Annotated in this window: 25 protein-coding genes and 5 tRNA genes; 20 read left to right on the forward strand and 10 right to left on the reverse strand. The window is 55.1% G+C overall.

The annotated features are described in order from the left end of the window. Positions 1–110 precede the first annotated feature (110 nt). The 14 genes from ybgC to pnuC all read left to right on the forward strand — a co-directional run bounded on the left by ybgC (position 111) and on the right by pnuC (position 8,402). Positions 111–515 (forward strand): tol-pal system-associated acyl-CoA thioesterase, encoded by a 405-nt coding sequence (ybgC, locus tag V1566_RS09400; RefSeq protein ID WP_003858593.1) that lies wholly within the window; start codon positions 111–113, stop codon positions 513–515. Beyond that, entirely contained in the window at positions 512–1,204 is a 693-nt protein-coding gene (gene tolQ, locus V1566_RS09405) for a Tol-Pal system protein TolQ (RefSeq protein ID WP_008501101.1), read from the forward strand. Before ybgC ends, tolQ begins: the two co-directional genes overlap by 4 nt. Positions 1,205–1,207: 3 nt before the next feature. Then, entirely contained in the window at positions 1,208–1,636 is a 429-nt protein-coding gene (gene tolR / locus V1566_RS09410; protein ID WP_003858589.1) for a colicin uptake protein TolR, read from the forward strand. 28 nt (positions 1,637–1,664) lie between these two features. After that, positions 1,665–2,966, forward strand: coding sequence for a cell envelope integrity protein TolA (gene tolA / locus V1566_RS09415; protein WP_159513669.1), 1,302 nt, complete (start codon positions 1,665–1,667; stop codon positions 2,964–2,966). 134 nt (positions 2,967–3,100) lie between these two features. After that, on the forward strand, positions 3,101–4,393 hold the full coding sequence (gene tolB / locus V1566_RS09420; protein WP_063143146.1) for a Tol-Pal system beta propeller repeat protein TolB: 1,293 nt from the start codon (positions 3,101–3,103) through the stop codon (positions 4,391–4,393). A gap of 35 nt (positions 4,394–4,428) precedes the next feature. After that, the gene (gene pal, locus V1566_RS09425) at positions 4,429–4,950 is read left to right on the forward strand and encodes a peptidoglycan-associated lipoprotein Pal (protein ID WP_003858578.1); all 522 of its coding nucleotides are present in this window, start codon (positions 4,429–4,431) and stop codon (positions 4,948–4,950) included. 9 nt (positions 4,951–4,959) lie between these two features. After that, complete coding sequence (gene cpoB / locus V1566_RS09430; RefSeq protein WP_395305697.1) at positions 4,960–5,754, forward strand: cell division protein CpoB; 795 nt, start codon at positions 4,960–4,962, stop codon at positions 5,752–5,754. A 161-nt stretch (positions 5,755–5,915) separates the two neighbouring features. After that, positions 5,916–5,991: transfer RNA gene (locus tag V1566_RS09435), tRNA-Lys, on the forward strand. A gap of 26 nt (positions 5,992–6,017) precedes the next feature. Then, positions 6,018–6,093: transfer RNA gene (locus tag V1566_RS09440), tRNA-Val, on the forward strand. A gap of 3 nt (positions 6,094–6,096) precedes the next feature. After that, positions 6,097–6,172: transfer RNA gene (locus V1566_RS09445), tRNA-Lys, on the forward strand. Positions 6,173–6,218: 46 nt separating this feature from the next. Further along, a tRNA-Lys gene (locus V1566_RS09450) sits at positions 6,219–6,294 on the forward strand. Between the two features lie 24 nt (positions 6,295–6,318). Next, a tRNA-Lys gene (locus tag V1566_RS09455) sits at positions 6,319–6,394 on the forward strand. 222 nt (positions 6,395–6,616) lie between these two features. Continuing rightward, entirely contained in the window at positions 6,617–7,660 is a 1,044-nt protein-coding gene (gene nadA / locus V1566_RS09460) for a quinolinate synthase NadA (RefSeq protein WP_395305698.1), read from the forward strand. 22 nt (positions 7,661–7,682) lie between these two features. Then, the gene (gene pnuC, locus V1566_RS09465; protein ID WP_213330563.1) at positions 7,683–8,402 is read left to right on the forward strand and encodes a nicotinamide riboside transporter PnuC; all 720 of its coding nucleotides are present in this window, start codon (positions 7,683–7,685) and stop codon (positions 8,400–8,402) included. On the opposite strand, the gene zitB is transcribed toward pnuC, so the two are convergent. Beyond that, on the reverse strand, positions 8,399–9,337 hold the full coding sequence (gene zitB / locus V1566_RS09470; RefSeq protein WP_395305699.1) for a CDF family zinc transporter ZitB: 939 nt from the start codon (positions 9,335–9,337) through the stop codon (positions 8,399–8,401). The genes pnuC and zitB overlap by 4 nt on opposite strands. Positions 9,338–9,442: 105 nt before the next feature. Next, a complete protein-coding gene (locus tag V1566_RS09475; protein WP_032661161.1) occupies positions 9,443–9,823 on the reverse strand; it encodes a protein YbgS in 381 nt (126 codons plus the stop codon). A 304-nt stretch (positions 9,824–10,127) separates the two neighbouring features. On the opposite strand from V1566_RS09475, the gene aroG reads away from it, so the two are divergent. Further along, positions 10,128–11,180 (forward strand): 3-deoxy-7-phosphoheptulonate synthase AroG, encoded by a 1,053-nt coding sequence (aroG, locus tag V1566_RS09480; RefSeq protein WP_252034821.1) that lies wholly within the window; start codon positions 10,128–10,130, stop codon positions 11,178–11,180. A gap of 60 nt (positions 11,181–11,240) precedes the next feature. On the opposite strand, the gene gpmA is transcribed toward aroG, so the two are convergent. From gpmA to modE, 7 genes are all read right to left on the reverse strand, one after another. Further along, positions 11,241–11,993, reverse strand: a complete 753-nt coding sequence (gene gpmA, locus V1566_RS09485; protein ID WP_023310804.1) for a 2,3-diphosphoglycerate-dependent phosphoglycerate mutase — start codon at positions 11,991–11,993, stop codon at positions 11,241–11,243. A gap of 274 nt (positions 11,994–12,267) precedes the next feature. Next, entirely contained in the window at positions 12,268–13,311 is a 1,044-nt protein-coding gene (galM, locus tag V1566_RS09490; RefSeq protein ID WP_395305700.1) for a galactose-1-epimerase, read from the reverse strand. After that, entirely contained in the window at positions 13,305–14,453 is a 1,149-nt protein-coding gene (galK, locus tag V1566_RS09495) for a galactokinase (RefSeq protein WP_213821331.1), read from the reverse strand. The genes galM and galK overlap by 7 nt, the downstream gene beginning before the upstream one ends. A gap of 3 nt (positions 14,454–14,456) precedes the next feature. Beyond that, positions 14,457–15,503, reverse strand: a complete 1,047-nt coding sequence (gene galT, locus V1566_RS09500) for a galactose-1-phosphate uridylyltransferase (RefSeq protein ID WP_395305701.1) — start codon at positions 15,501–15,503, stop codon at positions 14,457–14,459. 9 nt (positions 15,504–15,512) lie between these two features. After that, positions 15,513–16,529: a UDP-glucose 4-epimerase GalE gene (galE, locus tag V1566_RS09505; protein ID WP_259387084.1), complete on the reverse strand. Its 1,017-nt coding sequence runs from the start codon at positions 16,527–16,529 to the stop codon at positions 15,513–15,515. Positions 16,530–16,730: 201 nt separating this feature from the next. Next, positions 16,731–18,203 (reverse strand): molybdate ABC transporter ATP-binding protein ModF, encoded by a 1,473-nt coding sequence (gene modF, locus V1566_RS09510; RefSeq protein ID WP_395305702.1) that lies wholly within the window; start codon positions 18,201–18,203, stop codon positions 16,731–16,733. 67 nt (positions 18,204–18,270) lie between these two features. Beyond that, the gene (modE, locus tag V1566_RS09515; protein ID WP_395305703.1) at positions 18,271–19,059 is read right to left on the reverse strand and encodes a molybdenum-dependent transcriptional regulator; all 789 of its coding nucleotides are present in this window, start codon (positions 19,057–19,059) and stop codon (positions 18,271–18,273) included. Positions 19,060–19,186: 127 nt separating this feature from the next. On the opposite strand from modE, the gene V1566_RS09520 reads away from it, so the two are divergent. The 4 genes from V1566_RS09520 to modC all read left to right on the forward strand — a co-directional run bounded on the left by V1566_RS09520 (position 19,187) and on the right by modC (position 22,038). Then, on the forward strand, positions 19,187–19,336 hold the full coding sequence (locus V1566_RS09520; protein WP_008501118.1) for an AcrZ family multidrug efflux pump-associated protein: 150 nt from the start codon (positions 19,187–19,189) through the stop codon (positions 19,334–19,336). 178 nt (positions 19,337–19,514) lie between these two features. Next, a complete protein-coding gene (modA, locus tag V1566_RS09525) occupies positions 19,515–20,288 on the forward strand; it encodes a molybdate ABC transporter substrate-binding protein (protein ID WP_332982738.1) in 774 nt (257 codons plus the stop codon). Beyond that, entirely contained in the window at positions 20,288–20,977 is a 690-nt protein-coding gene (modB, locus tag V1566_RS09530) for a molybdate ABC transporter permease subunit (RefSeq protein ID WP_032661182.1), read from the forward strand. Before modA ends, modB begins: the two co-directional genes overlap by 1 nt. Before the next feature lie 2 nt (positions 20,978–20,979). Continuing rightward, on the forward strand, positions 20,980–22,038 hold the full coding sequence (gene modC / locus V1566_RS09535; protein WP_121425422.1) for a molybdenum ABC transporter ATP-binding protein ModC: 1,059 nt from the start codon (positions 20,980–20,982) through the stop codon (positions 22,036–22,038). On the opposite strand, the gene V1566_RS09540 is transcribed toward modC, so the two are convergent. Continuing rightward, a complete protein-coding gene (locus tag V1566_RS09540; protein ID WP_121425421.1) occupies positions 22,039–22,857 on the reverse strand; it encodes a pyridoxal phosphatase in 819 nt (272 codons plus the stop codon). Between the two features lie 140 nt (positions 22,858–22,997). On the opposite strand from V1566_RS09540, the gene pgl reads away from it, so the two are divergent. After that, a complete protein-coding gene (gene pgl / locus V1566_RS09545; protein ID WP_121425420.1) occupies positions 22,998–23,993 on the forward strand; it encodes a 6-phosphogluconolactonase in 996 nt (331 codons plus the stop codon). The last annotated feature ends 170 nt before the right edge of the window (positions 23,994–24,163 follow it).

Raw genomic sequence — 24,163 nt, forward strand, 5'->3', positions numbered from 1 at the left:
CCATAAAAATTTACTCTCCGTTTACTTTCTCCCATTCCCAACCCTCTTTCCCGCGCGTATAGTAGCGAAGTTTAAAAGCATTAACTTTTGTTGCATTACCGGGATGTAAAGTGAATACAACGCTGTTTCGATGGCCGGTTCGTGTCTATTACGAAGATACCGATGCCGGTGGTGTGGTTTACCACGCCAGCTACGTTGCTTTTTATGAACGGGCACGCACAGAGATGCTGCGCCATCATCACTTTAGTCAACAGGTACTGTTGGCTGAGCGAGTTGCCTTCGTGGTTCGCAAGATGACGCTTGAGTATTTTGCGCCTGCCAGACTCGACGATATGCTCGAAGTCCAAACTGAAATTACATCAATGCGCGGGACCTCACTGGTTTTCACGCAGCGGATAGTCAACGCAGAGAATACCGTACTGAACTCAGCTGAAGTACTGATTGTTTGTGTTGATCCAACCATAATGAAGCCTCGTGCGCTTCCTAAGTCTATTGTCGCGGAGTTTAAGCAGTGACTGACATGAATATCCTTGATTTGTTCCTGAAGGCAAGCCTTCTGGTTAAACTTATCATGTTGATTTTGATTGGTTTTTCAATCGCATCCTGGGCCATCATCATCCAGAGAACGCGTATTCTCAATGCCGCTGGCCGTGAAGCCGAAGCGTTTGAAGATAAGTTCTGGTCGGGTATTGAGCTTTCTCGTCTGTATCAGGAAAGCCAGGGACGCCGTGAAAACCTTACAGGCTCCGAGCAAATTTTTTATAGCGGTTTCAAAGAGTTTGCCCGTCTGCATCGTGCAAACAATCATGCGCCGGAAGCGGTGGTGGAAGGTGCCTCGCGTGCGATGCGCATCTCTATGAACCGCGAGCTGGAAAATCTCGAAACGCACATTCCATTCCTCGGCACTGTCGGTTCCATCAGCCCGTATATCGGCCTGTTTGGTACCGTGTGGGGGATCATGCACGCCTTTATCGCGCTGGGCGCGGTGAAGCAGGCGACGTTGCAGATGGTTGCACCGGGTATCGCTGAAGCACTGATTGCGACCGCTATCGGTCTGTTTGCGGCAATTCCGGCGGTTATGGCTTACAACCGTCTGAACCAGCGCGTGAACAAACTGGAACTGAACTACGACAACTTTATGGAAGAGTTCACTGCGATTCTGCACCGTCAGGCGTTTACCAGCACCGAGAGCAACAAGGGGTAAACCATGGCCAGATCGCGTGGACGAGGTCGTCGCGAGCTCAAGTCCGAAATCAATATCGTTCCACTGCTGGACGTCCTGTTGGTACTGCTGCTGATCTTCATGGCGACAGCGCCAATCATTACCCAGAGCGTGGAAGTGGATCTGCCGGATGCGACAGAATCACAGGCGGTGAGCACCAATGACGATCCTCCGGTTATCATTGAGGTTTCCGGCGTAGGGCAATACAGCGTCGTGGTCGAGAAAGATCGTATGGATCAGCTGCCGCCTGAGCAGGTGATTGCTGAAGCGCAGCGTCGCCTGGAGTCAAATCCGAAAACGGTCTTCTTAATCGGTGGCGCGAAAGACGTACCCTACGATGAAATTATTAAAGCGCTGAACTTGCTACATAGTGCGGGTGTTAAGTCAGTTGGCTTAATGACCCAACCTATTTGATCATCCGCGTAGTTTTTGGGAACCGATAGTGTCAAAGGCAACCGAACAGAACGACAAGCTTAAGCGAGCGATAATCGTCTCCGCAGTGCTGCACGTTATTCTCTTTGCAGCGCTGATCTGGAGTTCGTTCGACGAGCATATTGATGCATCAGCCGGCGGCGGTGGAGGGTCTTCCATTGACGCCGTGATGGTGGATCCTGGTGCGGTAGTACAGAACTATAATCGCGAACAGCAGCAGAAGGCGAGTGCCAAACGGGCTGAAGAGCAGCGTGAAAAACAGTCGCAACAGCAGGCGGAAGAACTGCGTGAAAAGCAGGCCGCAGAGCAGGAGCGTCTGAAGCAGCTTGAGAAAGAACGTTTGCAGGCGCAGGAAGCCGCGAAAGAGCAGGCGGAACAGCAGAAACAAGCCGAAGAGGCCGCGAAGAAAGCCCAGGAACAGCAAAAGCAGGCGGAAGAGGCGGCAGCAAAAGCCGCAGCAGACGCGAAAGCGCAGGCTGATGCCCAGGCAAAATTAGCGGCAGAAGCGGCGAAGAAAGCCGCTGCTGATGCTCAGAAGAAAGCTGAAGCAGAAGCTGCGAAGAAAGCCGCGGCTGATGCCCAGAAGAAAGCTGAAGCGGAAGCCGCGAAGAAAGCCGCTGCCGATGCTCAGAAGAAAGCCGAAGCGGAAGCTGCGAAAAAAGCCGCTGCTGATGCTCAGAAGAAAGCGGAAGCCGAAGCCGCGAAGAAAGCCGCTCAGGACGCAGAGAAGAAAGCTGCTGCCGAGGCTGCTAAGAAAGCGGCTGCAGCTGAGAAAGCGGCAGCAGAAAAAGCAGCAGCCGCAGAAAAAGCCGCTGCTGATAAAAAAGCTGCAGCTGAGAAGGCCGCTGCCGATAAGAAAGCAGCAGCTGAAAAAGCCGCTGCGAAGAAGGCTGCCGCCGCTGAAAAAGCCGCCGCCGCCGCAGGCGTTGACGATCTGCTGGGCGATTTGAGCTCCGGTAAGAATGCACCGAAAGCGGGCGGTGGGGCGAAAGGAAACAACGCAGCGCCGACCGGAAGTGGTAACACTAAGAGTAACGGTGCAAGCGGGGCTGAAATCAACGGTTATGCCGCGCAGATTAAATCCGCTATTGAAAGCCGATTCTATGATGCGTCTTCCTATACCGGTAAAACGTGTACGTTGCGTATAAAACTGGCACCGGACGGCATGCTGCTGGATATTAAGTCTGAAGGTGGCGACCCGGCTTTATGTACTGCGGCCCTGGCAGCAGCGCGTCAGGCGAAGATGCCTAAACCGCCGTCTCAGGCCGTTTACGAAGTCTTTAAAAATGCGCCGCTGGACTTCAAACCTTAAGTTACATTTTCCCCGTGCAAACGGGGAAAAATAGACCAGGTTTAGTCACAGGGTTCTGGTAGTTTTGTCTATTTGAGTTTGTTAACATTCTGCTAAATTATCGTGGGTAAGGTTACCCGGATAAGGGAGATATGATGAAGCAGGCATTACGTGTAGCATTTGGTTTTTTAATGCTGTGGGCAGCAGTACTGCACGCAGAAGTACGTATCGAGATCACCCAGGGGGTGGACTCGGCACGCCCAATCGGCGTTGTTCCGTTCCAGTGGGCCGGTCCTGGCGCTGCACCTGAAGATGCCGGTGGCATCGTGGCGGCTGACCTGCGTAACAGCGGGAAATTCAACCCGTTAGATCGTTCTCGTCTGCCTCAGCAGCCGGGTAGTGCGCAGGAAGTACAGCCTGCAGCGTGGTCTGCACTGGGTATTGATGCCGTGGTTGTGGGTCAGGTTACGCCTAACCCGGACGGCTCTTACAACGTGGCCTGGCAGCTGGTGGATACCGGCGGTGCACCGGGTACCGTTCTGGCACAGAACTCTTACAAGGTCACTAAGCAGTACCTGCGCTATGCGGCACACGCTGCCAGCGATGCGGTATTTGAAAAACTGACCGGTATTAAAGGGGCGTTCCGTACCCGTATTGCTTATGTGGTGCAGACCAACGGTGGTCAGTTCCCGTATGAGCTGCGCGTATCTGACTACGACGGCTACAACCAGTTCCTGGTGAAACGTTCTTCACAGCCGCTGATGTCTCCAGCCTGGTCTCCGGACGGTTCTAAACTGGCCTATGTTACCTTCGAAAGCGGCCGTTCAGCGCTGGTTATCCAGACGCTGGCAAACGGTGCTGTTCGTCAGGTTGCATCTTTCCCACGTCACAACGGTGCGCCTTCGTTCTCTCCGGACGGGTCTAAACTGGCCTTTGCGCTGTCAAAAACCGGTAGCCTGAACCTGTACGTGATGGACATTGGCTCTGGCCAGATCCGTCAGGTGACCGACGGTCGTAGCAACAACACCGAACCTTCATGGTTCCCGGACAGTCAAAACCTGGCATTTACCTCTGACCAGGCTGGCCGTCCACAAATCTATAAAGTCAACGTCAACGGCGGTGCTCCGCAGCGTATTACCTGGGAAGGTTCGCAGAACCAGAACTCAGACGTGAGCAGCGACGGTAAATTTATGGTAATGGTGAGCTCCAACGGTGGGCAGCAACACATTGCCAAACAGGATCTGGTAGCGGGTGGCGTTCAAGTTCTGTCGTCAACGTTCCTGGATGAAACGCCAAGTCTGGCACCTAACGGCACGATGGTAATCTACAGCTCTTCTCAGGGGATGGGATCTGTGCTGAATCTGGTTTCTACAGATGGGCGTTTCAAAGCGCGTATTCCGGCAACTGATGGACAGGTAAAATCACCTGCCTGGTCGCCGTATCTGTAAATAATAATTAATTGATTACTAAAGGAATCATAGAAATGCAACTGAACAAAGTGCTGAAGGGGCTGATGATCGCTCTGCCTGTAATGGCAATCGCAGCGTGTTCTTCTAACAAGAACGCCAGCAATGACCAGAGCGGCGAAGGCATGATGGGTGCCGGCACCGGTATGGACGCGAACGGCAATGGCAACATGTCTTCTGAAGAGCAAGCGCGTCTTCAGATGCAGCAGCTGCAGCAGAACAACATCGTTTACTTCGATCTGGATAAATACGACATCCGTTCTGACTTCGCTGCGATGCTGGATGCGCACGCTAACTTCCTGCGTAGCAACCCATCTTACAAAGTCACCGTAGAAGGTCACGCGGACGAACGTGGTACTCCAGAGTACAACATCTCCCTGGGTGAACGTCGTGCTAACGCTGTTAAAATGTACCTGCAGGGTAAAGGCGTTTCTGCTGACCAGATCTCCATCGTTTCTTACGGTAAAGAAAAACCTGCAGTACTGGGTCACGACGAAGCGGCTTACTCCAAAAACCGTCGTGCCGTACTGGTTTACTAAGAGAATTGCATGAGCAGTAACTTCAGACATCATCTGTTGAGTCTGTCGTTACTGGTTGGAATAGCGGCCCCCTGGGCCGCTTTTGCTCAGGCACCAATCAGTAGTGTCGGCTCAGGCTCGGTAGAAGACCGGGTCACTCAACTCGAGCGTATTTCTAACGCTCACAGCCAGCTTTTAACCCAACTCCAGCAACAACTTTCCGATAACCAAAACGATATTGACTCTCTTCGCGGCCAGATTCAGGAAAGCCAGTATCAGTTGAACCAGGTTGTGGAACGTCAGAAGCAGATTTTGCTGCAGATGGATAGTCTGAGCAGCGGTGGTGGTGCAGCACAAGCGCAGCCAGCCGCGGGCGATCAGAGCGGTGCGGCGACATCTGCGCCGGCAGCGGATGCATCTGCTTCAACAGGTGCGCCTGTACAGAGCGGTGACGCGAATACGGACTACAACGCGGCCATCGCCCTGGTGCAGGATCAATCTCGTCAGGATGAGGCGCTTGCTGCGTTTCAGAGCTTTGTTAAGAAATACCCTGATTCCACTTATCAGCCAAATGCGAATTACTGGCTCGGTCAGCTGAATTACAACAAGGGTAAAAAGGACGATGCGGCGTTTTATTTTGCCTCCGTGGTAAAAAATTACCCGAAATCGCCAAAAGCGCCTGATGCGATGTATAAAGTGGGCGTCATCATGCAGGACAAAGGCGACACTGCGAAAGCCAAAGCGGTTTATCAGCAGGTGGTCTCTAAATTCCCGGGTACCGAAGGTGCTAAGCAGGCGCAAAAACGTCTGAATTCGATGGGATGATTACCGCATGACCAGAAATCGCGTTATTTCTGGTCGTGCAGCATGATTCGTAAGCAGTTAAGTGATCTTCATCGAAATTTTTGTTGCGCTGAATTCTTAAATCAGTAATATATGCCGCCGTTGCCACGGGATATCAAACAACGTGAAAACAGCGTAAAAGTGGGTCGTTAGCTCAGTTGGTAGAGCAGTTGACTTTTAATCAATTGGTCGCAGGTTCGAATCCTGCACGACCCACCACTTAACGCATATCGGCAGTACAGAGTGGGTGATTAGCTCAGTTGGTAGAGCATCTCCTTTACACGGAGGGGGTCGGCGGTTCGAGCCCGTCATCACCCACCACTCGGGTCGTTAGCTCAGTTGGTAGAGCAGTTGACTTTTAATCAATTGGTCGCAGGTTCGAATCCTGCACGACCCACCACTCTCCGGTGGTACCGAGTAAAAATCTTCGAAGTCAGCACCCGAATGGGTCGTTAGCTCAGTTGGTAGAGCAGTTGACTTTTAATCAATTGGTCGCAGGTTCGAATCCTGCACGACCCACCACTTCGAAGAAAAAAATCCCGCAAGGGGTCGTTAGCTCAGTTGGTAGAGCAGTTGACTTTTAATCAATTGGTCGCAGGTTCGAATCCTGCACGACCCACCAGTGTAGAAAGGCGCCCTAAAGGCGCCTTTTTGCTATCTGCAGTTTTTGTAGGTCGGGTAAGGCGAAGCCGCCACCCGACAAATGCTTTCCGCACCTATTTCCGGTGACTTTTCCGCTCATATTCGCTATCTTGTTTAGTATACAAAACACAATTGCCACGCGTTTTGCTATGTCATGCAAAAGAAAGGCAATATTGTTAAGCCAGTAAAACGAGAAGCCATAATGAGTGTGATGTTTGATCCTGAAGCTGCAATCTATCCGTTTCCGCCTAAGCCTGTCCCGCTGAGCCAGGACGAAAAGCAATTCTATCGCGAGAAGATCAAACGTCTTCTCAAAGAACGCGATGCGGTGATGGTGGCCCATTACTACACCGACCCGGAAATTCAGCAGTTGGCGGAAGAGACCGGGGGTTGTATTTCTGATTCACTGGAGATGGCTCGCTTCGGTGCAAGACATCCCGCTTCCACGCTACTGGTTGCTGGCGTGCGTTTTATGGGCGAAACGGCAAAGATCCTGAGCCCTGAAAAAACCATTCTGATGCCGACGCTTAATGCGGAATGTTCGCTGGATCTGGGTTGCCCGATTGACGAATTCACGGCCTTCTGTGATGCCCACCCTGACCGGACCGTGGTGGTTTACGCCAATACCTCTGCGGCGGTAAAAGCGCGGGCAGACTGGGTAGTCACGTCGAGCATCGCCGTTGAGCTGATTGAACATCTGGACAGCCTGGGTGAGAAGATTATCTGGGCGCCTGACCGCCATCTTGGAAATTATGTCCAGAAGCAGACGGGGGCTGACGTTCTCTGCTGGCAGGGCGCCTGCATTGTGCACGACGAATTCAAAACCCAGGCGCTGGCGCGCATGAAGGCACTTTATCCTGGCGCCGCGATCCTTGTGCATCCTGAATCACCGCAGGCGATAGTCGACATGGCGGATGCCGTGGGCTCAACCAGCCAGCTTATCAACGCGGCCAGGACGTTGCCTCACAAGCAGCTCATCGTGGCAACCGATCGCGGTATCTTCTATAAGATGCAGCAGGCCGTGCCGGAGAAAGAGCTCCTTGAAGCGCCAACGGCGGGTGAGGGCGCAACGTGTCGCAGCTGCGCGCATTGCCCGTGGATGGCGATGAACGGCCTGAAGGCCATTGCCGAAGGGCTCGAAACAGGCGGTGCAGCACATGAAATCCATGTGGATGCTGCTTTGCGTGAAGGTGCGTTAATTCCGCTTAACCGCATGCTGGATTTTGCAGCTACACTACGTACGTAATTCAACACGCCCCGGGGAAAAGATGGATTTTTTTAGCACACAGAACATTCTGGTTCATATACCGATTGGTGCAGGTGGCTATGACCTGTCATGGATTGAGGCCGTTGGCACGCTGGCGGGGTTACTCTGTATCTGGCTCGCAAGCCTGGAGAAGATCAGCAACTATGCGTTCGGGCTGATTAACGTTACGCTGTTTGCGATTATCTTCTTCCAGATCCAGCTGTACGCCAGCCTGCTTTTACAGCTGTTCTTCTTCGCCGCCAATATCTACGGCTGGTACGCGTGGTCGCGTCAGAACAGTCAGCAGGAGGCAGAGCTGCAGATCCGCTGGCTGCCCTTGCCTAAAGCCATCGCCTGGTTTGTCGCCTGCGTGGTTGCCATTGGCTTAATGACCGTCTATATCAACCCGGTATTTGCGTTCCTGACCCGCGTTGCCGTTTCGGTCATGTCCGGTTTCGGCCTGAACGTGACGATGCCTGTCCTCCAGCCGGATGCTTTCCCGTTCTGGGATTCCTGCATGATGGTGCTGTCGATTGCGGCGATGATCCTGATGACCCGTAAATACGTTGAGAACTGGCTGCTGTGGGTCATCATCAACGTGATTAGCGTGGCGATCTTCGCCCTGCAGGGCGTCTATGCGATGTCGCTGGAATATCTGCTGCTGACCTTTATCGCGCTGAACGGCAGCCGGATGTGGATTAACAGCGCGCGTGAGCGAGGCTCTCACGCGCTTTCCAGCTAGTGGTGGTGATGATCTGAATGTCCGGACTGCGCCTCGTTAAGGTGGCAGTCCGGCCCGTTACAGGGCTGATACTCCATCTGGATGGTGGCGTGGCCAATTTCGTAGTGATGTTCAAGAAAATGCTGGATGCGCTCAAGCAGCGCATCGTGGTCGTGAGGCGGGATCACCTGGACGTGCAGCGTCATGACCGGCTTCTCCCCTACCAGCCAGACGTGCACGTGATGAACGTTGCGTACTTCGGGGACTGAACGGCGCAGGTTGCGCTTCAGCTCGTCAATATCCATCGATGCCGGTGCCCCTTCAAGCAGTTCATTCACGCTCTCCTTCAGCAGCCGCCAGGCGCTGCGCAAGACCAGACACGACACCAGTACGGACAGAATCGGATCGACAGGCGTCCAGCCGGTGTAGAGGATCACCAGCGCGGCGACAATCGCCCCGACTGAGCCGAGCAAATCACCCAGAACATGGAGAGCCGCCGCGCGCACGTTGAGGTTCTTTTCCCCGCTGCCGCGGTGCAAAATCCAGAAGGCCAGGATATTTGCCAGCAGCCCCGCCACGGCAATCACCATCATTGTCGCCCCGGCGATAGGCTGCGGGTGTCTGAAACGCTGTACGGCCTCCCAGACGATAAGAACGGTAATGACCACCAGCGCAATGGCGTTAACAAACGCGGCCAGGGTTGTCAGCCTCAGCCAGCCGAAGGTATGGCGCGCATTCGGAGGACGACGCGAAAACTGTACCGCCAGCAGGGCGAAGAGCAGCGCTGCGGCATCGGTCAGCATGTGTCCGGCATCAGCCAGAAGCGCCAGCGAGCCGGAAAGCAGGCCGCCAACGACCTCGATAACCATAAACGTTGCCGTGACGCCAAAGGCCAGCATCAGTCGTTTAGCGTTGTCGTTGCCGGGAGAGTGCGAGTGGGAATGGGAGTGCGCCATGTCTGCTTTCCTGATGTGTTATTGTTTTTAGTGTAGCGTTTTTAATAGGTTACTCCAAAAAAAAGGAGAGCCAGAGCTCTCCTTTTTATTCCCGTTCACAACCCATTACTGGGTTGTGCCGTCGGTTTTAGTATTCGCGTCGTTTCCGACTTTGTCATTAGGATCGGGGCATTTGCCGTCCTTACACATCGAGTTCTTATGAACCTCATCCGAACTCATATTGTCATGATTCATGGTGCCGGAACCGCTGCCGTTAGGATGCAGCATCGTGCCACCGGTGTTGGTGTTGCCGGTATTGATCTGGCTGTTGTCTACATTATTCGGGGCAATATTCTGTTTCGCATCAGGGGCGGGCTGGCCTGCTGCCGCAGCCGCATTCGCATCCCCGTTGCTGTCTGATGTGCCCGTTTCCGCAGCCAGGACGCTGCCGCTGGCCAGAGTGAGTGTGGCGGTCAGGAAGAGGGTTGCCAGTTTTGTCATTTTCATCATGGTGCTCCTGTTCTTGTCGTTACGCTGGATAACATTCTCCAACAGTGCATCTTTTTCAGAGGCGAAAGATTCCGCCTTACGGACTTTCGTCAGTAGGGAATCGCGTTTAAGCGTGTAAAATTGGTTGTTACAGTTAAAAAGCTTAGGTTAGATCTCATTTTTCGCTATTTTGTGGCGATTTTTAGGCGAATTCCAGGAATTATCTGCGTGAAGTGTAAAACCGTGTTTACACTTCCTGGTCGACAAGATAGATTGAAAGGATTGCTTTCATTACTAAAGATATGGCAGAGCTGGAAAGAAAATGAATTATCAGAACGACGATTTACGCATTAAAGAGATCAATGAGTTATTACCTCCTGTAGCGCTCCTTGAGAAATTCCCCGCCACTGAAAATGCCGCAAACACGGTTTCTCATGCTCGTAAAGCGATCCATAAGATCCTGAAAGGTAATGACGATCGTCTTCTGGTGGTGATTGGCCCGTGTTCCATTCACGATCCTGCAGCCGCGAAAGAGTACGCAGCCCGTCTACTCACTCTGCGTGAAGAGCTGAAGGAAGAGCTGGAAATCGTCATGCGCGTCTATTTTGAAAAACCGCGCACCACCGTGGGCTGGAAAGGGCTGATTAACGATCCGCATATGGATAACAGTTTCCAGATCAACGACGGTCTGCGCATTGCGCGCAAGCTGCTGCTGGAGATCAACGACAGCGGCCTGCCAGCGGCCGGTGAATTCCTCGACATGATTACGCCACAATACCTGGCAGACCTGATGAGCTGGGGCGCAATTGGTGCCCGTACAACTGAATCTCAGGTGCACCGCGAGCTGGCGTCCGGTCTCTCTTGCCCGGTGGGGTTCAAAAACGGCACTGACGGCACCATTAAGGTGGCTATCGACGCCATCAACGCAGCGGGCGCGCCGCACTGCTTCCTGTCGGTGACCAAATGGGGCCATTCCGCCATCGTTAACACCAGCGGCAACGGCGACTGCCATATCATTCTGCGCGGCGGCAAAGAGCCAAACTACAGTGCGAAACACGTGGCAGAGGTAAAAGTCGGGCTGGAAAAAGCCGGGCTGCCACCGCAGGTGATGATCGATTTCAGCCATGCCAACTCCAGCAAGCAGTTTAAAAAGCAGATGGAAGTGGGTGCCGACGTCTGTCAGCAGATTGCCGGCGGTGAGAAGGCGGTGATTGGGGTGATGATCGAAAGCCATCTGGTTGAAGGGAACCAGAACCTGGAAGGCAGTGAACCGCTGGTGTATGGCAAAAGCGTGACCGATGCCTGCATTGGCTGGGACGATACCGATACCATCCTGCGTCAGCTGGCGAATGCGGTAAAAGCGCGTCGCGGTTAATTCGAATGCACAAATAAAAAAGCGCGGAAGGCTCCGCGCTTTTTTTATGTCTGGCGAAAATTACTTCGCTTTACCCTGGTTCGCAACAGCCGCTGCTTTCGCTGCGATCTCTTCTGCGTTACCCAGATAGTAGTGTTTGATTGGCTTGAAGTTTTCGTCGAACTCATACACCAGCGGTACGCCAGTTGGGATGTTCAGTTCGAGAATTTCGTCTTCACCCATGTTGTCCAGGTATTTCACCAGCGCGCGCAGGGAGTTACCGTGAGCAGCGATGATCACGCGCTCACCGCTTTTCAGGCGTGGCAGAATGGTTTCGTTCCAGTAAGGCACAACGCGGTCGATGGTCAGCGCCAGGCTCTCGGTGGTTGGCAGCTCAGCGTCGGTCAGCTTCGCGTAACGCGGGTCGTGGCCCGGGTAGCGCTCGTCATCTTTGGTCAGCTCTGGTGGGGTGATTGCGAAGCCGCGACGCCACTGTTTAACCTGCTCGTCGCCATATTTCTCAGCGGTTTCCGCTTTGTTCAGGCCCTGCAGCGCACCGTAGTGACGTTCGTTCAGTTTCCAGGACTTCTCAACCGGCAGCCAGGCCTGATCCAGTTCGTCCAGCACATTCCACAGGGTGTGGATGGCACGTTTCAGCACAGAGGTGTAAGCAAAATCAAAGCTGAAGCCTTCTTCCTTCAGCAGTTTACCTGCTGCTTTTGCTTCGCTTACGCCTTTCTCAGACAGATCAACGTCGTACCAACCGGTAAAGCGGTTTTCGTTGTTCCACTGGCTTTCGCCGTGACGCACCAGGACCAGCTTAGTAATAGCCATCTCTTACTCCTCAAGCATTTTTAGAATGATAACAATTCTCATTATATTGCCGTGGCGGTGCCACCAGCAACGCTTAACCCTAACCATAGCGAAAATAGTCTCTGAGTGTAAGATGCTTGTGAATCCAGGGTTATGATTTTGTCTGCGATCGGCGCTATTTTCAGCAAGACGCGCAGAAAAAAGCCCTCGTTGTGAGGGCTGGCGTTTTTTGCCGGATGGCGCTTCGCTTATCCGGCCTACCCGTAGGCCCGTGCAAGCGTAGCGCCGCCGGGCATTAAGCGCGCGGAATGAAATGATACTCGGTAACGCTCACGTACTCTTCACCCGGGCGCAGCACGCAGTCCGGCTGTGGCCATTCCGGATGGTTCGGGCTGTCCGGCAGGAACTCGCTCTCCAGCGCCAGGCCTTGCCAGTCGCTGTACTCATCGTGTTCGCGCGCCGTCGTGCCGCCGAGGTAGTTGCCTGAGTAAAACTGCAGAGCAGGGGCGGTGGTATAAACCGTCATCTGCAGCTTCTCATCCGCAGACCAGACCTGCGCGGCAGGTTGTTTCACATCGCCTTTGGCCTGCAGCAGGAAAGCGTGATCGTAGCCTTTTACCTTACGCTGATCGTCATCGCTCAGGAAATCCTGGGCGATGGATTTCGCGCTGCGGAAGTCAAAGCTGGTGCCGCTCACGTCTTTGAGGCCCTGATGCGGAATGCCCATCTCATCAACCGGCAGATACGCATCCGCCAGGATCTGCAGCTTGTGGTTGCGAACGTCGCACTGGTTACCGTCCAGGTTGAAATACGCGTGATTGGTCAGGTTGACCGGACACGGCTTATCGGCCGTCGCACGGTATTCGATGGCGATACGGTTGTCGTCGGTCAGCGTAAAGCGCGCGGACGCGGTAAGGTTCCCCGGGAAGCCCTGATCGCCGTCAGGCGAATCCAGCGAGAACAGCACTTCGCCGTCGTTTTGACGAACAATCTTCCAGCGGCGTTTATCAAACCCGTCCGGTCCGCCGTGCAGCTGGTTCTCACCCTGGCTTGGAAGCAGGGCGTACTGCACGCCGTCGAGCTCAAAACGGCTCTTCGCGATGCGGTTAGCATAGCGCCCAACGGACGCGCCCAGATAGGCGGACTGATTGATGTACTGCTCAGGCGAGGCGCAGCCGAGCAGGGTCTCTCGCACGCTGCCGTCCGGCATCGGTACGCGGGCAGAAAGCAGGGTTGCCCCCCAGTCCATCACCGTAACGACCATCCCCGCGCTGTTGCGCAGGGTTAACAGGCGATACGGCAGACCATCCGGTGCAAGGGTAGGTGTTTCGTTTAGCACTGTCCGGCTCCTTGTGATGCTTTGCAAACATAGAAGGTTTCTTTGATACCCGTTTTCGCTTCGTACTGCTTCGCCACGGCCTCCTGTACGGCAGGGACCAGTTCTTCAGGCACCAGCGCAACGATACAGCCGCCAAAGCCGCCGCCCGTCATGCGCACGCCGCCTTTGTCGCCGATGGTGGCTTTGACGATGTCCACCAGGGTGTCGATCTGCGGAACGGTGATTTCAAAATCATCGCGCATGGAGGCGTGAGATTCCGCCATCAGCTCACCCATACGTTTCAGATCGCCTTTCGCCAGTGCGGACGCGGCTTCAACGGTACGGGCATTTTCCGTCAGCACGTGACGAACGCGTTTGGCGACGACCGGATCCAGCTCGTGCGCCACTTTGTTAAATTCATTGAGCGTTACGTCGCGCAGGGCAGGCTGCTGGAAGAAGCGGGCGCCGGTTTCGCACTGTTGGCGGCGGGTGTTGTATTCGCTGCCCACCAGCGTGCGCTTAAAGTTGCTGTTGATAATCACCACGGCCGCGCCTTTCGGCAGGGGAACGGCTTTGGTACCGAGCGAGCGGCAATCAATTAACAGGGCATGCTCTTTTTTGCCCAGTGCGGAGATCAGCTGGTCCATAATGCCGCAGTTACAGCCCACGAACTGGTTTTCTGCTTCCTGACCGTTCAGGGCGATTTGCGCGCCGTCCAGCGGTAGATGATAAAGCTGCTGAAACACGGTTCCCACGGCGACTTCCAGAGACGCAGAGGAGCTTAAGCCCGCACCCTGCGGCACGTTGCCGCTGATGACTAAATCGGCACCGCCAACGTTCTTGTTACGCTTCTGCAGATGCTTCACCACGCCGCGCACGTAGTTAGACCACTGCTGGCTGTCGTGCGTCACAATCGGGGCATCGAGGGAAAACTCGTCCGCCTCATTATCGTAATCCGCCGCAATCACGCGGACCTTACGGTCGTCGCGCTTTGCACAGCTGATGACGGTCTGGTAATCGATGGCGCACGGCAGCACGAAACCGTCGTTATAGTCGGTGTGTTCACCGATCAGGTTAACGCGGCCAGGCGCCTGGATAACGTGGGTGGCAGGGTAGCCAAATTTCTCAGCAAACAGGGATTGTGTTTTATCTTTCAGACTCATTTTTTAGACTCCTGATTCGCGATAGTGGACGTCGCTAACGGCACGCAGACGTTCTGCCGCCTGCTCCGCCGTCAGGTCACGCTGGGTTTCCGCCAGCATTTCATAGCCCACCATGAATTTACGCACCGTCGCAGAGCGCAGCAGCGGCGGATAGAAATGGGCGTGCAGCTGCCAGTGTTGATTCTCTTCGCCGTTAAACGGGGCGCCGTGCCAGCCCATGGAGTACGGGAAGGAGCACTGGAACAGGTTGTCGTAACGGCTGGTCAGCTTTTTCAGCGCCAGGGCGAGGTCGTCGCGCTGCGCGTCGCTGAGATCGGTGATGCGCTGCACGTGCGCTTTCGGCAGCAGCAGCGTTTCAAACGGCCAGGCGGCCCAGTAAGGGACGACGGCCAGCCAGTGTTCAGTTTCCACCACGGTGCGGCTGCCGTCGGCCAGCTCGCGCTGCGTGTAATCCACCAGCATCGGCGAACCGTTTTCCGCGTAATACGCTTTCTGCAGACGGTCTTCACGCTCGGCTTCGTTAGGCAGGAAGCTGTTCGCCCAGACCTGGCCGTGCGGGTGCGGGTTAGAGCAGCCCATCGCCGCGCCTTTGTTTTCGAACACCTGCACCCACGGATAGCTCTGCCCCAGCTCTGCGGTTTGCGCCTGCCAGGTGCTGATGACCTCTTTCAGCGCGTCCACGCTCAGCTCCGGCAGCGTTTTGCTGTGATCGGGCGAGAAGCAGATCACGCGGCTGGTTCCGCGCGCGCTTTCACAGCGCATCAGCGGATCGTGGCTTTCCGGCGCGTCCGGGGTGTCGGTCATCAGAGCGGCAAAATCGTTGGTGAAGACGAAGGTGCCTTTGTAGTCCGGGTTTTTATCCCCGGTGACGCGCGTGTTGCCCGGACAGAGGAAGCAGTCCGGGTCGTGCTGTGGCAGCGTCTGTTTTGCAGGCGTCTCCTGCGCCCCCTGCCAGGGGCGCTTGGCGCGATGCGGAGAAACTAAAATCCATTGCCCGCTTAACGGGTTAAAACGACGATGCGGATGATCGACGGGATTAAATTGCGTCATGACGGATCCTTAGTCCGGATAGCCTTGCGGGTGGCGTGACTGCCAGTGCCAGGTATCCTGTGCCATTTCATCAAGCGTGCGCGTCACACGCCAGTTAAGCTCTTTGTCGGCTTTGGTGGCATCGGCCCAGTAAGCAGGCAGGTCACCATCACGACGCGGGGCGAAGTGGTAGCTCACCGGCTTACCGCAGGCTTTGCTGAAGGCGTTAACCACGTCCAGCACGCTGCTGCCGACTCCGGCGCCGAGGTTGTAAATATGCACGCCCGACTTGTTGGCCAGCTGCTGCATCGCGGCAACGTGGCCGTCGGCCAGATCCATGACGTGGATGTAGTCGCGCACGCCGGTGCCGTCTTCGGTAGGGTAGTCATTGCCAAAAATTGCCAGCGAGTCGCGGCGACCCACGGCAACCTGGGCGATATACGGCATCAGGTTGTTCGGGATGCCCTGCGGATCTTCACCCATATCGCCGGACGGATGCGCGCCGACCGGGTTGAAGTAGCGCAGCAGCGCGATGCTCCACTCCGGCTGCGCTTTTTGCAGGTCGGTCAGGATCTGCTCCACCATCAGCTTGCTTTTGCCGTACGGGCTTTGCGGTGTACCGGTCGGGAAGCTTTCAATGTAAGGGATTTTGGGCTGATCGCCGTAGACGGTGGCGGAGGAGCTAAAGATGAAGTTTTTGACGTTGGCCGCACGCATGGCGGAGATGAGACGCAGAGTACCGTTGACGTTGTTGTCGTAATACTCGAGCGGTTTCGCAACGGATTCACCGACCGCTTTCAGACCCGCAAAGTGGATCACCGCTTCGATGGCGTGGTCGTGAAGGATCTCGGTCATCAGCGCTTCGTTGCGGATGTCGCCTTCCACGAAAGTGGGTTGTTTACCGCCAAGACGTTCAATCACAGGCAGCACGCTGCGCTTACTGTTGCACAGGTTGTCGAGAATGATGACGTCGTGACCGTTTTGCAGCAGTTGCACGCAGGTATGACTACCTATGTAACCGCTACCACCTGTTACCAGAACTCGCATATTTCGCTCCATTGGGCTTATGGTATGTAATAACCATAGCATAACAGAGACGCGAAAAGTGTGACATGGGATAAAATAGTGGAATCGTTTACACTGTTTTTAAAATCCGATTTTCAGCCGCTTTAGGGCATTGTAGATCAAAGGGATAGCGATGGCTTAGTGCAGGTTATCTGAAAAACGGAGGGCAGTACCCTCCGGGGGTTAATCGATTTTGCTTTGCAGATAACGATAGTGCTCACCGTCCGGAACAAACTCCAGGCGATGCGTGATGCAGGAGGGGGCATCTTCGGCATGGTGTGAAACGAACAGCAGCTGCGTTTCACCTTCGCTAATCAGCACGTCCACAAAGCGGCGGATAAGCTGTCGATTCAGCGGATCGAGTCCCTGCAGCGGTTCGTCGAGGATCAGAAGCGTAGGGTGTTTCACCAGCGCGCGAACGATCAGGGCCAGACGCTGCTGCCCCCACGACAGGCTATGAAACGGCGCGTCAGCGATCCGGGTGTCTATGCCCAGGATATCCAGCCACTGCTGGGCCAGCTTGTGCTGTTTGTCCGACACCGCCTGATAAATCCCGATGGAATCAAAATAGCCGGAAAGGATCACGTTGCGTACCGTGGTACTGACCCGGTAATCCAGATGCAGGCTGCTGCTGACGTAGCCGATATGTTTTTTAATATCCCAGATGGTTTCGCCGCTGCCGCGACGCCGACCGAACAGCGTAAGATCGTTGCTATAGCCCTGCGGATGATCGCCGGTTATCAGGCTCAGCAGCGTGGATTTTCCCGCGCCGTTAGGGCCGACAATCTGCCAGTGCTCGCCAGGATTGACCGTCCAGCTTAGACGGTTAAGGATCGGGCGATCGTCATAAGAGACCATCCCATCCCGCAGCACGATGCGCGGCTGGTGGGGATCAAGCGCGTGGCGGGCCGCAGGGGCGTCAGGTTCCGGAAGGGTAATACCGTCGAGTTGTTCACTGTGTGCGAGCTGGGCAATGAGCGCCTGCTTAAGCAGCGCTGTCTTTTCACCGGTCTCGGTCAGGTTACAGTCAGCGAGTACGCCTGCGTGCTGGATAAAATCCGGAATTTCATCGAAGCGGTTAAGCACCAGCACCAGGGTATATCCCTGCTGATTAAGCGACTCCAGCAGGGCCGCCAGCTGCGCACGGGACTGCACGTCAAGGCCGTCAAACGGTTCGTCGAGGATCAGCAGCTCAGGCTCGCTCATCAGCGCCTGGCAGAGCAGCGTTTTCCGCGTCTCGCCGGTAGAAAGGTATTTAAAGCGCCGGTTCAGCAGGGCGGTGATGCCGAACCGTTCTGCCAGGCGCTGACAGCGGGCGGGATCTTTCACCTCATCCTGAATAATTTCCGCCGTCGTACGGCCGGTATCTTCTTCGCCAGGGCTGAGTAAATCGGTGTTGTTGCGCTGCCACTCGTCGCTCACCAGCTTTTGCAGTTGTTCAAATGACAGGCGCGTCAGGCGCGTAAAATCGCCCTGGCATTCGCCCTTGAGGAGGGGAAGCTCGCCGGCCAGCGCGCGGGCCAGCGCGGATTTACCGCTGCCGTTAGTGCCGACAAACGCCCAGCTTTCACCCGCGCGTATCGTCAAATCAGCAATCGTCAGCGTTCGGGTATCGCTAAGACGAAACGTGCCTTGCGAAATATGCAATGATGACATGATTTATCCCTGTTTTTGCAGCAATAGATATCAGGGATACGCACTGTCGGCGCGATTGTCAATGCGCTCAGCACAATGTGGCGATAATCACCCGGTCTGCGTTGAACCAGGCGGTGACGACAGTACCTTCTTCTAAACTGTCCGCTTCGCTAAGCGGTATCGTCGCGCAAAGCTGTTGCCCGTCTGCCAGGGTCATCAGCACTTCGCAGTGCGCCTGGCCGCGTTCGATATGGCTAATTGCGCCCTGGAGCTGGTTATCGGCTGCCTTTGCGGTGTCGGGATCGCGCGTGATATTGACCCACGGTGCTTTCAGCAGCACCAGCACCTCTTTACCTTCATCCAGCTCAAGGCGCTCTGCGCTCTGTGCCGTTATTGCGGCTTTCAGACGGGTGGTGCCATCGGCAAGCAGGATCTCAATATGCTGCTGTACCTGGAGATTGTCGCGCGCCGTCACCGTTCCAAACCACTGGTTGCGGGCGCTGGTTTGTAACGAGAAGCGGGAAATGGCGGCCAGCAAACTGTCCAGTGGAACGTTATCGTCGTCGCTCAAAACGTCAAACGCTTTTTGCTGGATCTGGGCTAGCAGATCGTAAAGCTGAATCAGTCGCTGGCCGTAGCGCGTGACGACCGCACCTCCACCCCCTTTTCCGCCAGTGGCTCTGTCCACCAGCGGATGCTCGCTCAGGGTGTTCATGTCATTGATGGCGTCCCAGGCACTTTTGTAGCTGATGCCCGCGTTTTTCGCCCCCTGGCTAATCGAGCCCGTTTGTTCTATTTGTTTAAGCAGGGCGATACGTCGCGGATCGGCGAAAAGCTTTTGCTGAAGTCGTAGAGTGAGAAGAATTTCGGCCTGCATAACAGTGTCCTGGCAAAAAGAGTATTGTGACCCAAATGGTGCAGGGCGCAAAGGGTACCGCACAAAAGGGGATGTTTTTCTCACTTGAAAGGGTAGAATAAGCTGTTCACAATATCTGGAGAAAACCATGTTAGAGTTGTTGAAAAGTCTGGTATTCGCCGTGATCATGGTACCAGTAGTGATGGCCATCATCCTCGGTGCCATCTACGGCCTGGGTGAAGTGTTCAACGTCTTTTCGAACATTGGTCACAGAGACCAGGCTAAAAAGCAGCATTGATTCCCCACAAAACGCCCGGCTAGCCCGGGCGTTTTGCTCTCAAGATTTTCCCGTTTTCGCCGATAATATTTAACGCATCACACCGATTTACCCCTTCAGCGGTAAGATTAAACGCTGGGATCTCCCTGACGTTACCGTTATATTAATATGTATATAACGCTACTCACAGGAGTTACAGATGGCACGTTCATGGGTACGCCTTTTCGCAGGGGCAATGCTGACGCTTTCACTTACCGGACACGCGCTGGCGGACGAGGGTAAAATCACGGTCTTTGCGGCGGCGTCGCTGACCAACGCGCTGCAGGACATCGCGGCGGCGTATAAAAAAGAGAAAAATGTCGAGGTGGTCTCCTCTTTTGCCTCTTCCTCGACGCTGGCGCGTCAGATAGAAGCGGGCGCACCGGCGGATCTGTTTATCTCGGCTGACCAGAAGTGGATGGACTACGCGGCGGAGAAGAAATCGATTGATGCGACAACCCGCGAAACGCTGCTGGGGAATAGCCTGGTTGTCGTGGCGCCCAAAGCCAGCGCGCAGGCGGACATCACCATCAGTAAAGAGACTAACTGGACGAGCCTGCTGAACGGCGGCCGTCTGGCGGTGGGCGATCCGGAGCACGTTCCGGCCGGTATTTATGCCAAAGAAGCGCTGCAAAAGCTGGGCGCATGGGAGACATTGTCACCGAAGCTGGCCCCGGCGGAAGATGTACGCGGCGCGCTGGCGCTGGTTGAGCGCAACGAAGCCCCGCTGGGCATTGTGTATGGCTCGGATGCCGTTGCCAGTAAAGGGGTAAAAGTGGTCGCAACGTTCCCGGAAGATTCCCACAAGAAAGTGGAATATCCTGTTGCGATTGTTGATGGACATAAAAATGCGACCGTGACGGCCTTCCGCGATTACCTGAAGGGCCCGGAGGCGTCCACAATCTTTAAACGTTATGGATTTACGACTCACTGATGATATTGACCGATCCTGAATGGCAGGCTGTTCTGCTGAGCCTTAAAGTCTCTTCCCTGGCGGTTGCGCTGAGTTTGCCCTTTGGGATCTTCTTTGCCTGGCTACTGGTTCGCTGCCAGTTTCCCGGCAAAACGCTGCTCGACAGCGTGCTTCATCTTCCGCTCGTTTTGCCGCCAGTAGTGGTCGGTTATCTGCTGCTGATTTCGATGGGGCGACGCGGTTTTATCGGCGAGAAGCTTTACGACTGGTTTGGGCTGACGTTTGCGTTTAGCTGGCGCGGTGCGGTACTGGCGGCGGCGGTGATGTCATTCCCGCTGATGGTGAGGGCGATACGTCTCGCACTGGAAGGCGTGGACATGAAGCTCGAACAGGCGGCCCGCACGCTGGGCGCAGGGCGCTGGCGCGTCTTTTTCACCATCACGCTACCCCTGACGTTACCCGGCATTATTGTCGGTACGGTGCTGGCCTTTGCCCGCTCGCTGGGCGAGTTTGGCGCGACGATCACGTTTGTGTCGAACATCCCCGGCGAGACGCGAACCATCCCGTCGGCAATGTACACCCTGATTCAAACGCCGGGCGGTGAAGGCGCGGCGGCGCGGCTGTGTATTATTTCAATTGTGCTGGCGCTGGCATCGCTAATGGTGTCTGAATGGCTGGCGCGGATCAGCCGCGAGCGGATGGGGAAATAAGCATGCTGGAACTCCATTTTACCCAGACGCTGGGAAATCATACCCTGACGCTTAACGAAACGCTGCCGGCAAGCGGAATCACCGCCATCTTTGGCGTGTCGGGAGCGGGAAAAACATCGCTGATTAATGCCATCAGCGGCCTGACCCGCCCGCAGTCTGGCCGTATTGTCCTGAATGACCGCGTCCTGAATGACGTAGAGAATAAGGTTTACCTCTCGCCGGATAAACGCCGCATCGGCTATGTTTTCCAGGACGCACGCCTGTTCCCGCACTACAGCGTGCGCGGCAACCTGCGTTACGGCATGGCGAAAAGCATGGCCGGGCAGTTTGATAAGCTGGTGACGCTGTTAGGCATTGAACCTCTGCTCGACAGGCTACCCTCCTCGCTCTCCGGTGGAGAAAAACAGCGTGTGGCCATTGGCCGCGCGTTGCTGACCGCACCCGAACTGCTGCTGCTCGACGAACCGCTGGCCTCGCTCGATATTCCGCGTAAACGCGAACTTCTGCCTTATCTACAGCGCCTGACGCGCGAAATTAATATTCCGATGCTCTACGTCAGCCATTCGCTGGATGAGATCCTCCATCTGGCCGACAAGGTGCTGGTGCTGGAAGAGGGCAGCGTTAAGGCGTTTGGCAACCTGGAAGAGGTGTGGGGCAGCAGCGCCATGCACCCGTGGTTACCCAGGGAGCAGCAGAGCAGCATCCTGAAAGTGAGCGTTCTGGAACACCATCCACACTACGCGATGACCGCCCTGGCGCTGGGTGACCAGCATCTTTGGGTCAATAAGATCGACAAACCGTTACAGTCCGCGCTGAGAATTCGCATCCAGGCGTCGGACGTCTCGCTGGTGCTGCAGCCGCCGCTGCAAACCAGTATTCGAAATATTCTGCGCGCCAAAGTCGCGGAATGTTTTGATGATAACGGGCAGGTGGAAGTGAAGCTTGAAGTGGGCAGCAGGACGCTCTGGGCGCGCATCAGCCCGTGGGCCAGGGATGAGTTAGGGATCAAACCCGGCCTGTGGCTTTACGCGCAAATTAAGAGCGTCTCGATTACCGCCTGATTACAGCAGGTGGGTATAAATGTACTGCGCGATGCTGTCGGTAGTGTTGTCGCCAATCACCACGTTGGCGCGGGCTTTGACCGCGTCGTCGGCATTGCCCATCGCCACGCCGGTACCGGCGGCTTCCAGCATGCTGATGTCGTTGTAGTTATCACCAAAGGCGATCACATCCTGCATCGACCAGCCCTGAGATTCCACAAACTGCGTCAGACGCTTGCCTTTGCTGTTGCCTTTACGGGCAATATCCACCTGGTCATGCCAGGACCATTCGCACTCCAGCCCCAGCGTCTGCTCCACGTGTTTTGCGAAAGTGTTCAGTTTGGTGGTGTCTTCATCCGTCAGGGCGAATTTCCAGATAGCCTCAACGTCCTGGGCGGCCTGACGCAGGGAGGAAACCTGGGTAAAGACCGGACGCTGCGCTTCCGGCAGAGACAACGCCCAGTTGCTGGTGCGCACCACATGGCCAGTAGGGCGCTCGTACACCATCGCGTTATCCACGTACATCAGGCCGTGAACGGCATGCTCATCCAGCAGATCAATCAGCTGCAGCGCCTGGGGAACCGGCAGCGGGTCGGAGGCTAAAACCTTTTTTGCCTGATAATCATACAAATAAGTGCCATTACAACAAATTGCAGGTGTATCTAACGCCAGTGCCTGATAAAAAGGGTGAATGGCAACGTGATGTCGACCCGTTACGATAAGGAGTTGATATCCCACTTCCTGCGCGCGTTTAAGCGCCTCAAGGGAGGAGGGGAGAAGGGTTTTTTGCGGCGTCAGTAAGGTACCGTCTAAATCCAGAGCAATCACACGCGAGGTCATCTGTTTTCCCGGGTTAATATTGAATTTACGTTTTGATGGGATGGTACACCGAGAGGCGAACGCTTCAAAATTCCTGTCGACAATTCAGCATTCACCGTCAAAAGTTAACTACTTTCATGCGCAGTGAGGAGTGAATATTCATGAAACAAACCGTTTATACCGCCAGTCCTGAAAGCCAGCAGATCCACGTCTGGCGTTTAAATACCGAAGGGACACTCACGCTGGTTCAGGTTGTTGACGTGCCAGGCCAGGTGCAGCCGATGGTCATCAGCCCGGATAAACGTTTCTTGTACGTGGGTGTGCGCCCGGAGTTCCGCGTGCTGGCCTATCGCATTTCTCCGGACGATGGCGCGCTGACGTACACTGCCGAAGCCCCGTTGCCGGGCAGCCCAACCCATATCTCTACCGATCGTAAAGGCAACTTTGTCTTCAGCGGCTCTTATAACGCGGGCTGCGTCAGCGTAACGCGTCTGGAAAATGGCATTCCGGTCGAAACCGTGGATGTGGTGGAAGGGCTTGAAGGTTGCCACTCGGCGAATATCACGCCTGATAACCGCACGCTGTGGGTGCCTGCGCTGAAGCAGGATCGTATCTGCCTGTTCACCCTGAGCGACGATGGTCACCTGGTGGCGCAGCATCCTGCCGAAGTGACTACCGTTGAAGGCGCGGGTCCGCGTCATATGGTCTTCCATCCGAACCAGCAGTACGCCTACGTGGTCAATGAACTGAACAGCTCTGTGGACGTCTGGGAGCTGAAAGATCCTAACGGCCAGATTGAGTGCGTGCAGACGCTGGATATGATGCCGTCTGACTTCTCCGACACCCGCTGGGCGGCGGATATCCACATTACGCCAAATGGCCGCCATCTGTACGCCTGTGACCGTACCTCCAGCCTGATTACCGTGTTTAGCGTCTCCGAGGATGGCAGCGTGCTGGCCATTGAAGGGTTCCAGCCAACGGAAACCCAGCCGCGCGGCTTTAATATCGATCACAGCGGTAAATACCTGATTGCGGCGGGGCAGAAATCCCACCACATCGCGCTGTATGAAATTAAAGGTGAGCAGGGGCTGCTGGAAGAGAAAGGACGTTACGCCGTCGGCCAGGGGCCAATGTGGGTCGTGGTAAACGCTCACTAAGCGGCTAAAAACAAAAAACCTCGCGAATGCGAGGTTTTTTTATGCCCGGTGGTAGCCGGGTGTGCACATCAAAACGTAACCAACACGTCCATCATAATATTGGCTTAAGGTGATGTAAATTCATCGTCAACGAAGAAAAGAGATTATGAGACGATGGTAGATATCAATAT

The organism is Enterobacter sp. ECC-019 (assembly GCF_043974075.1).
Lineage (GTDB): Bacteria > Pseudomonadota > Gammaproteobacteria > Enterobacterales > Enterobacteriaceae > Enterobacter > Enterobacter asburiae_D.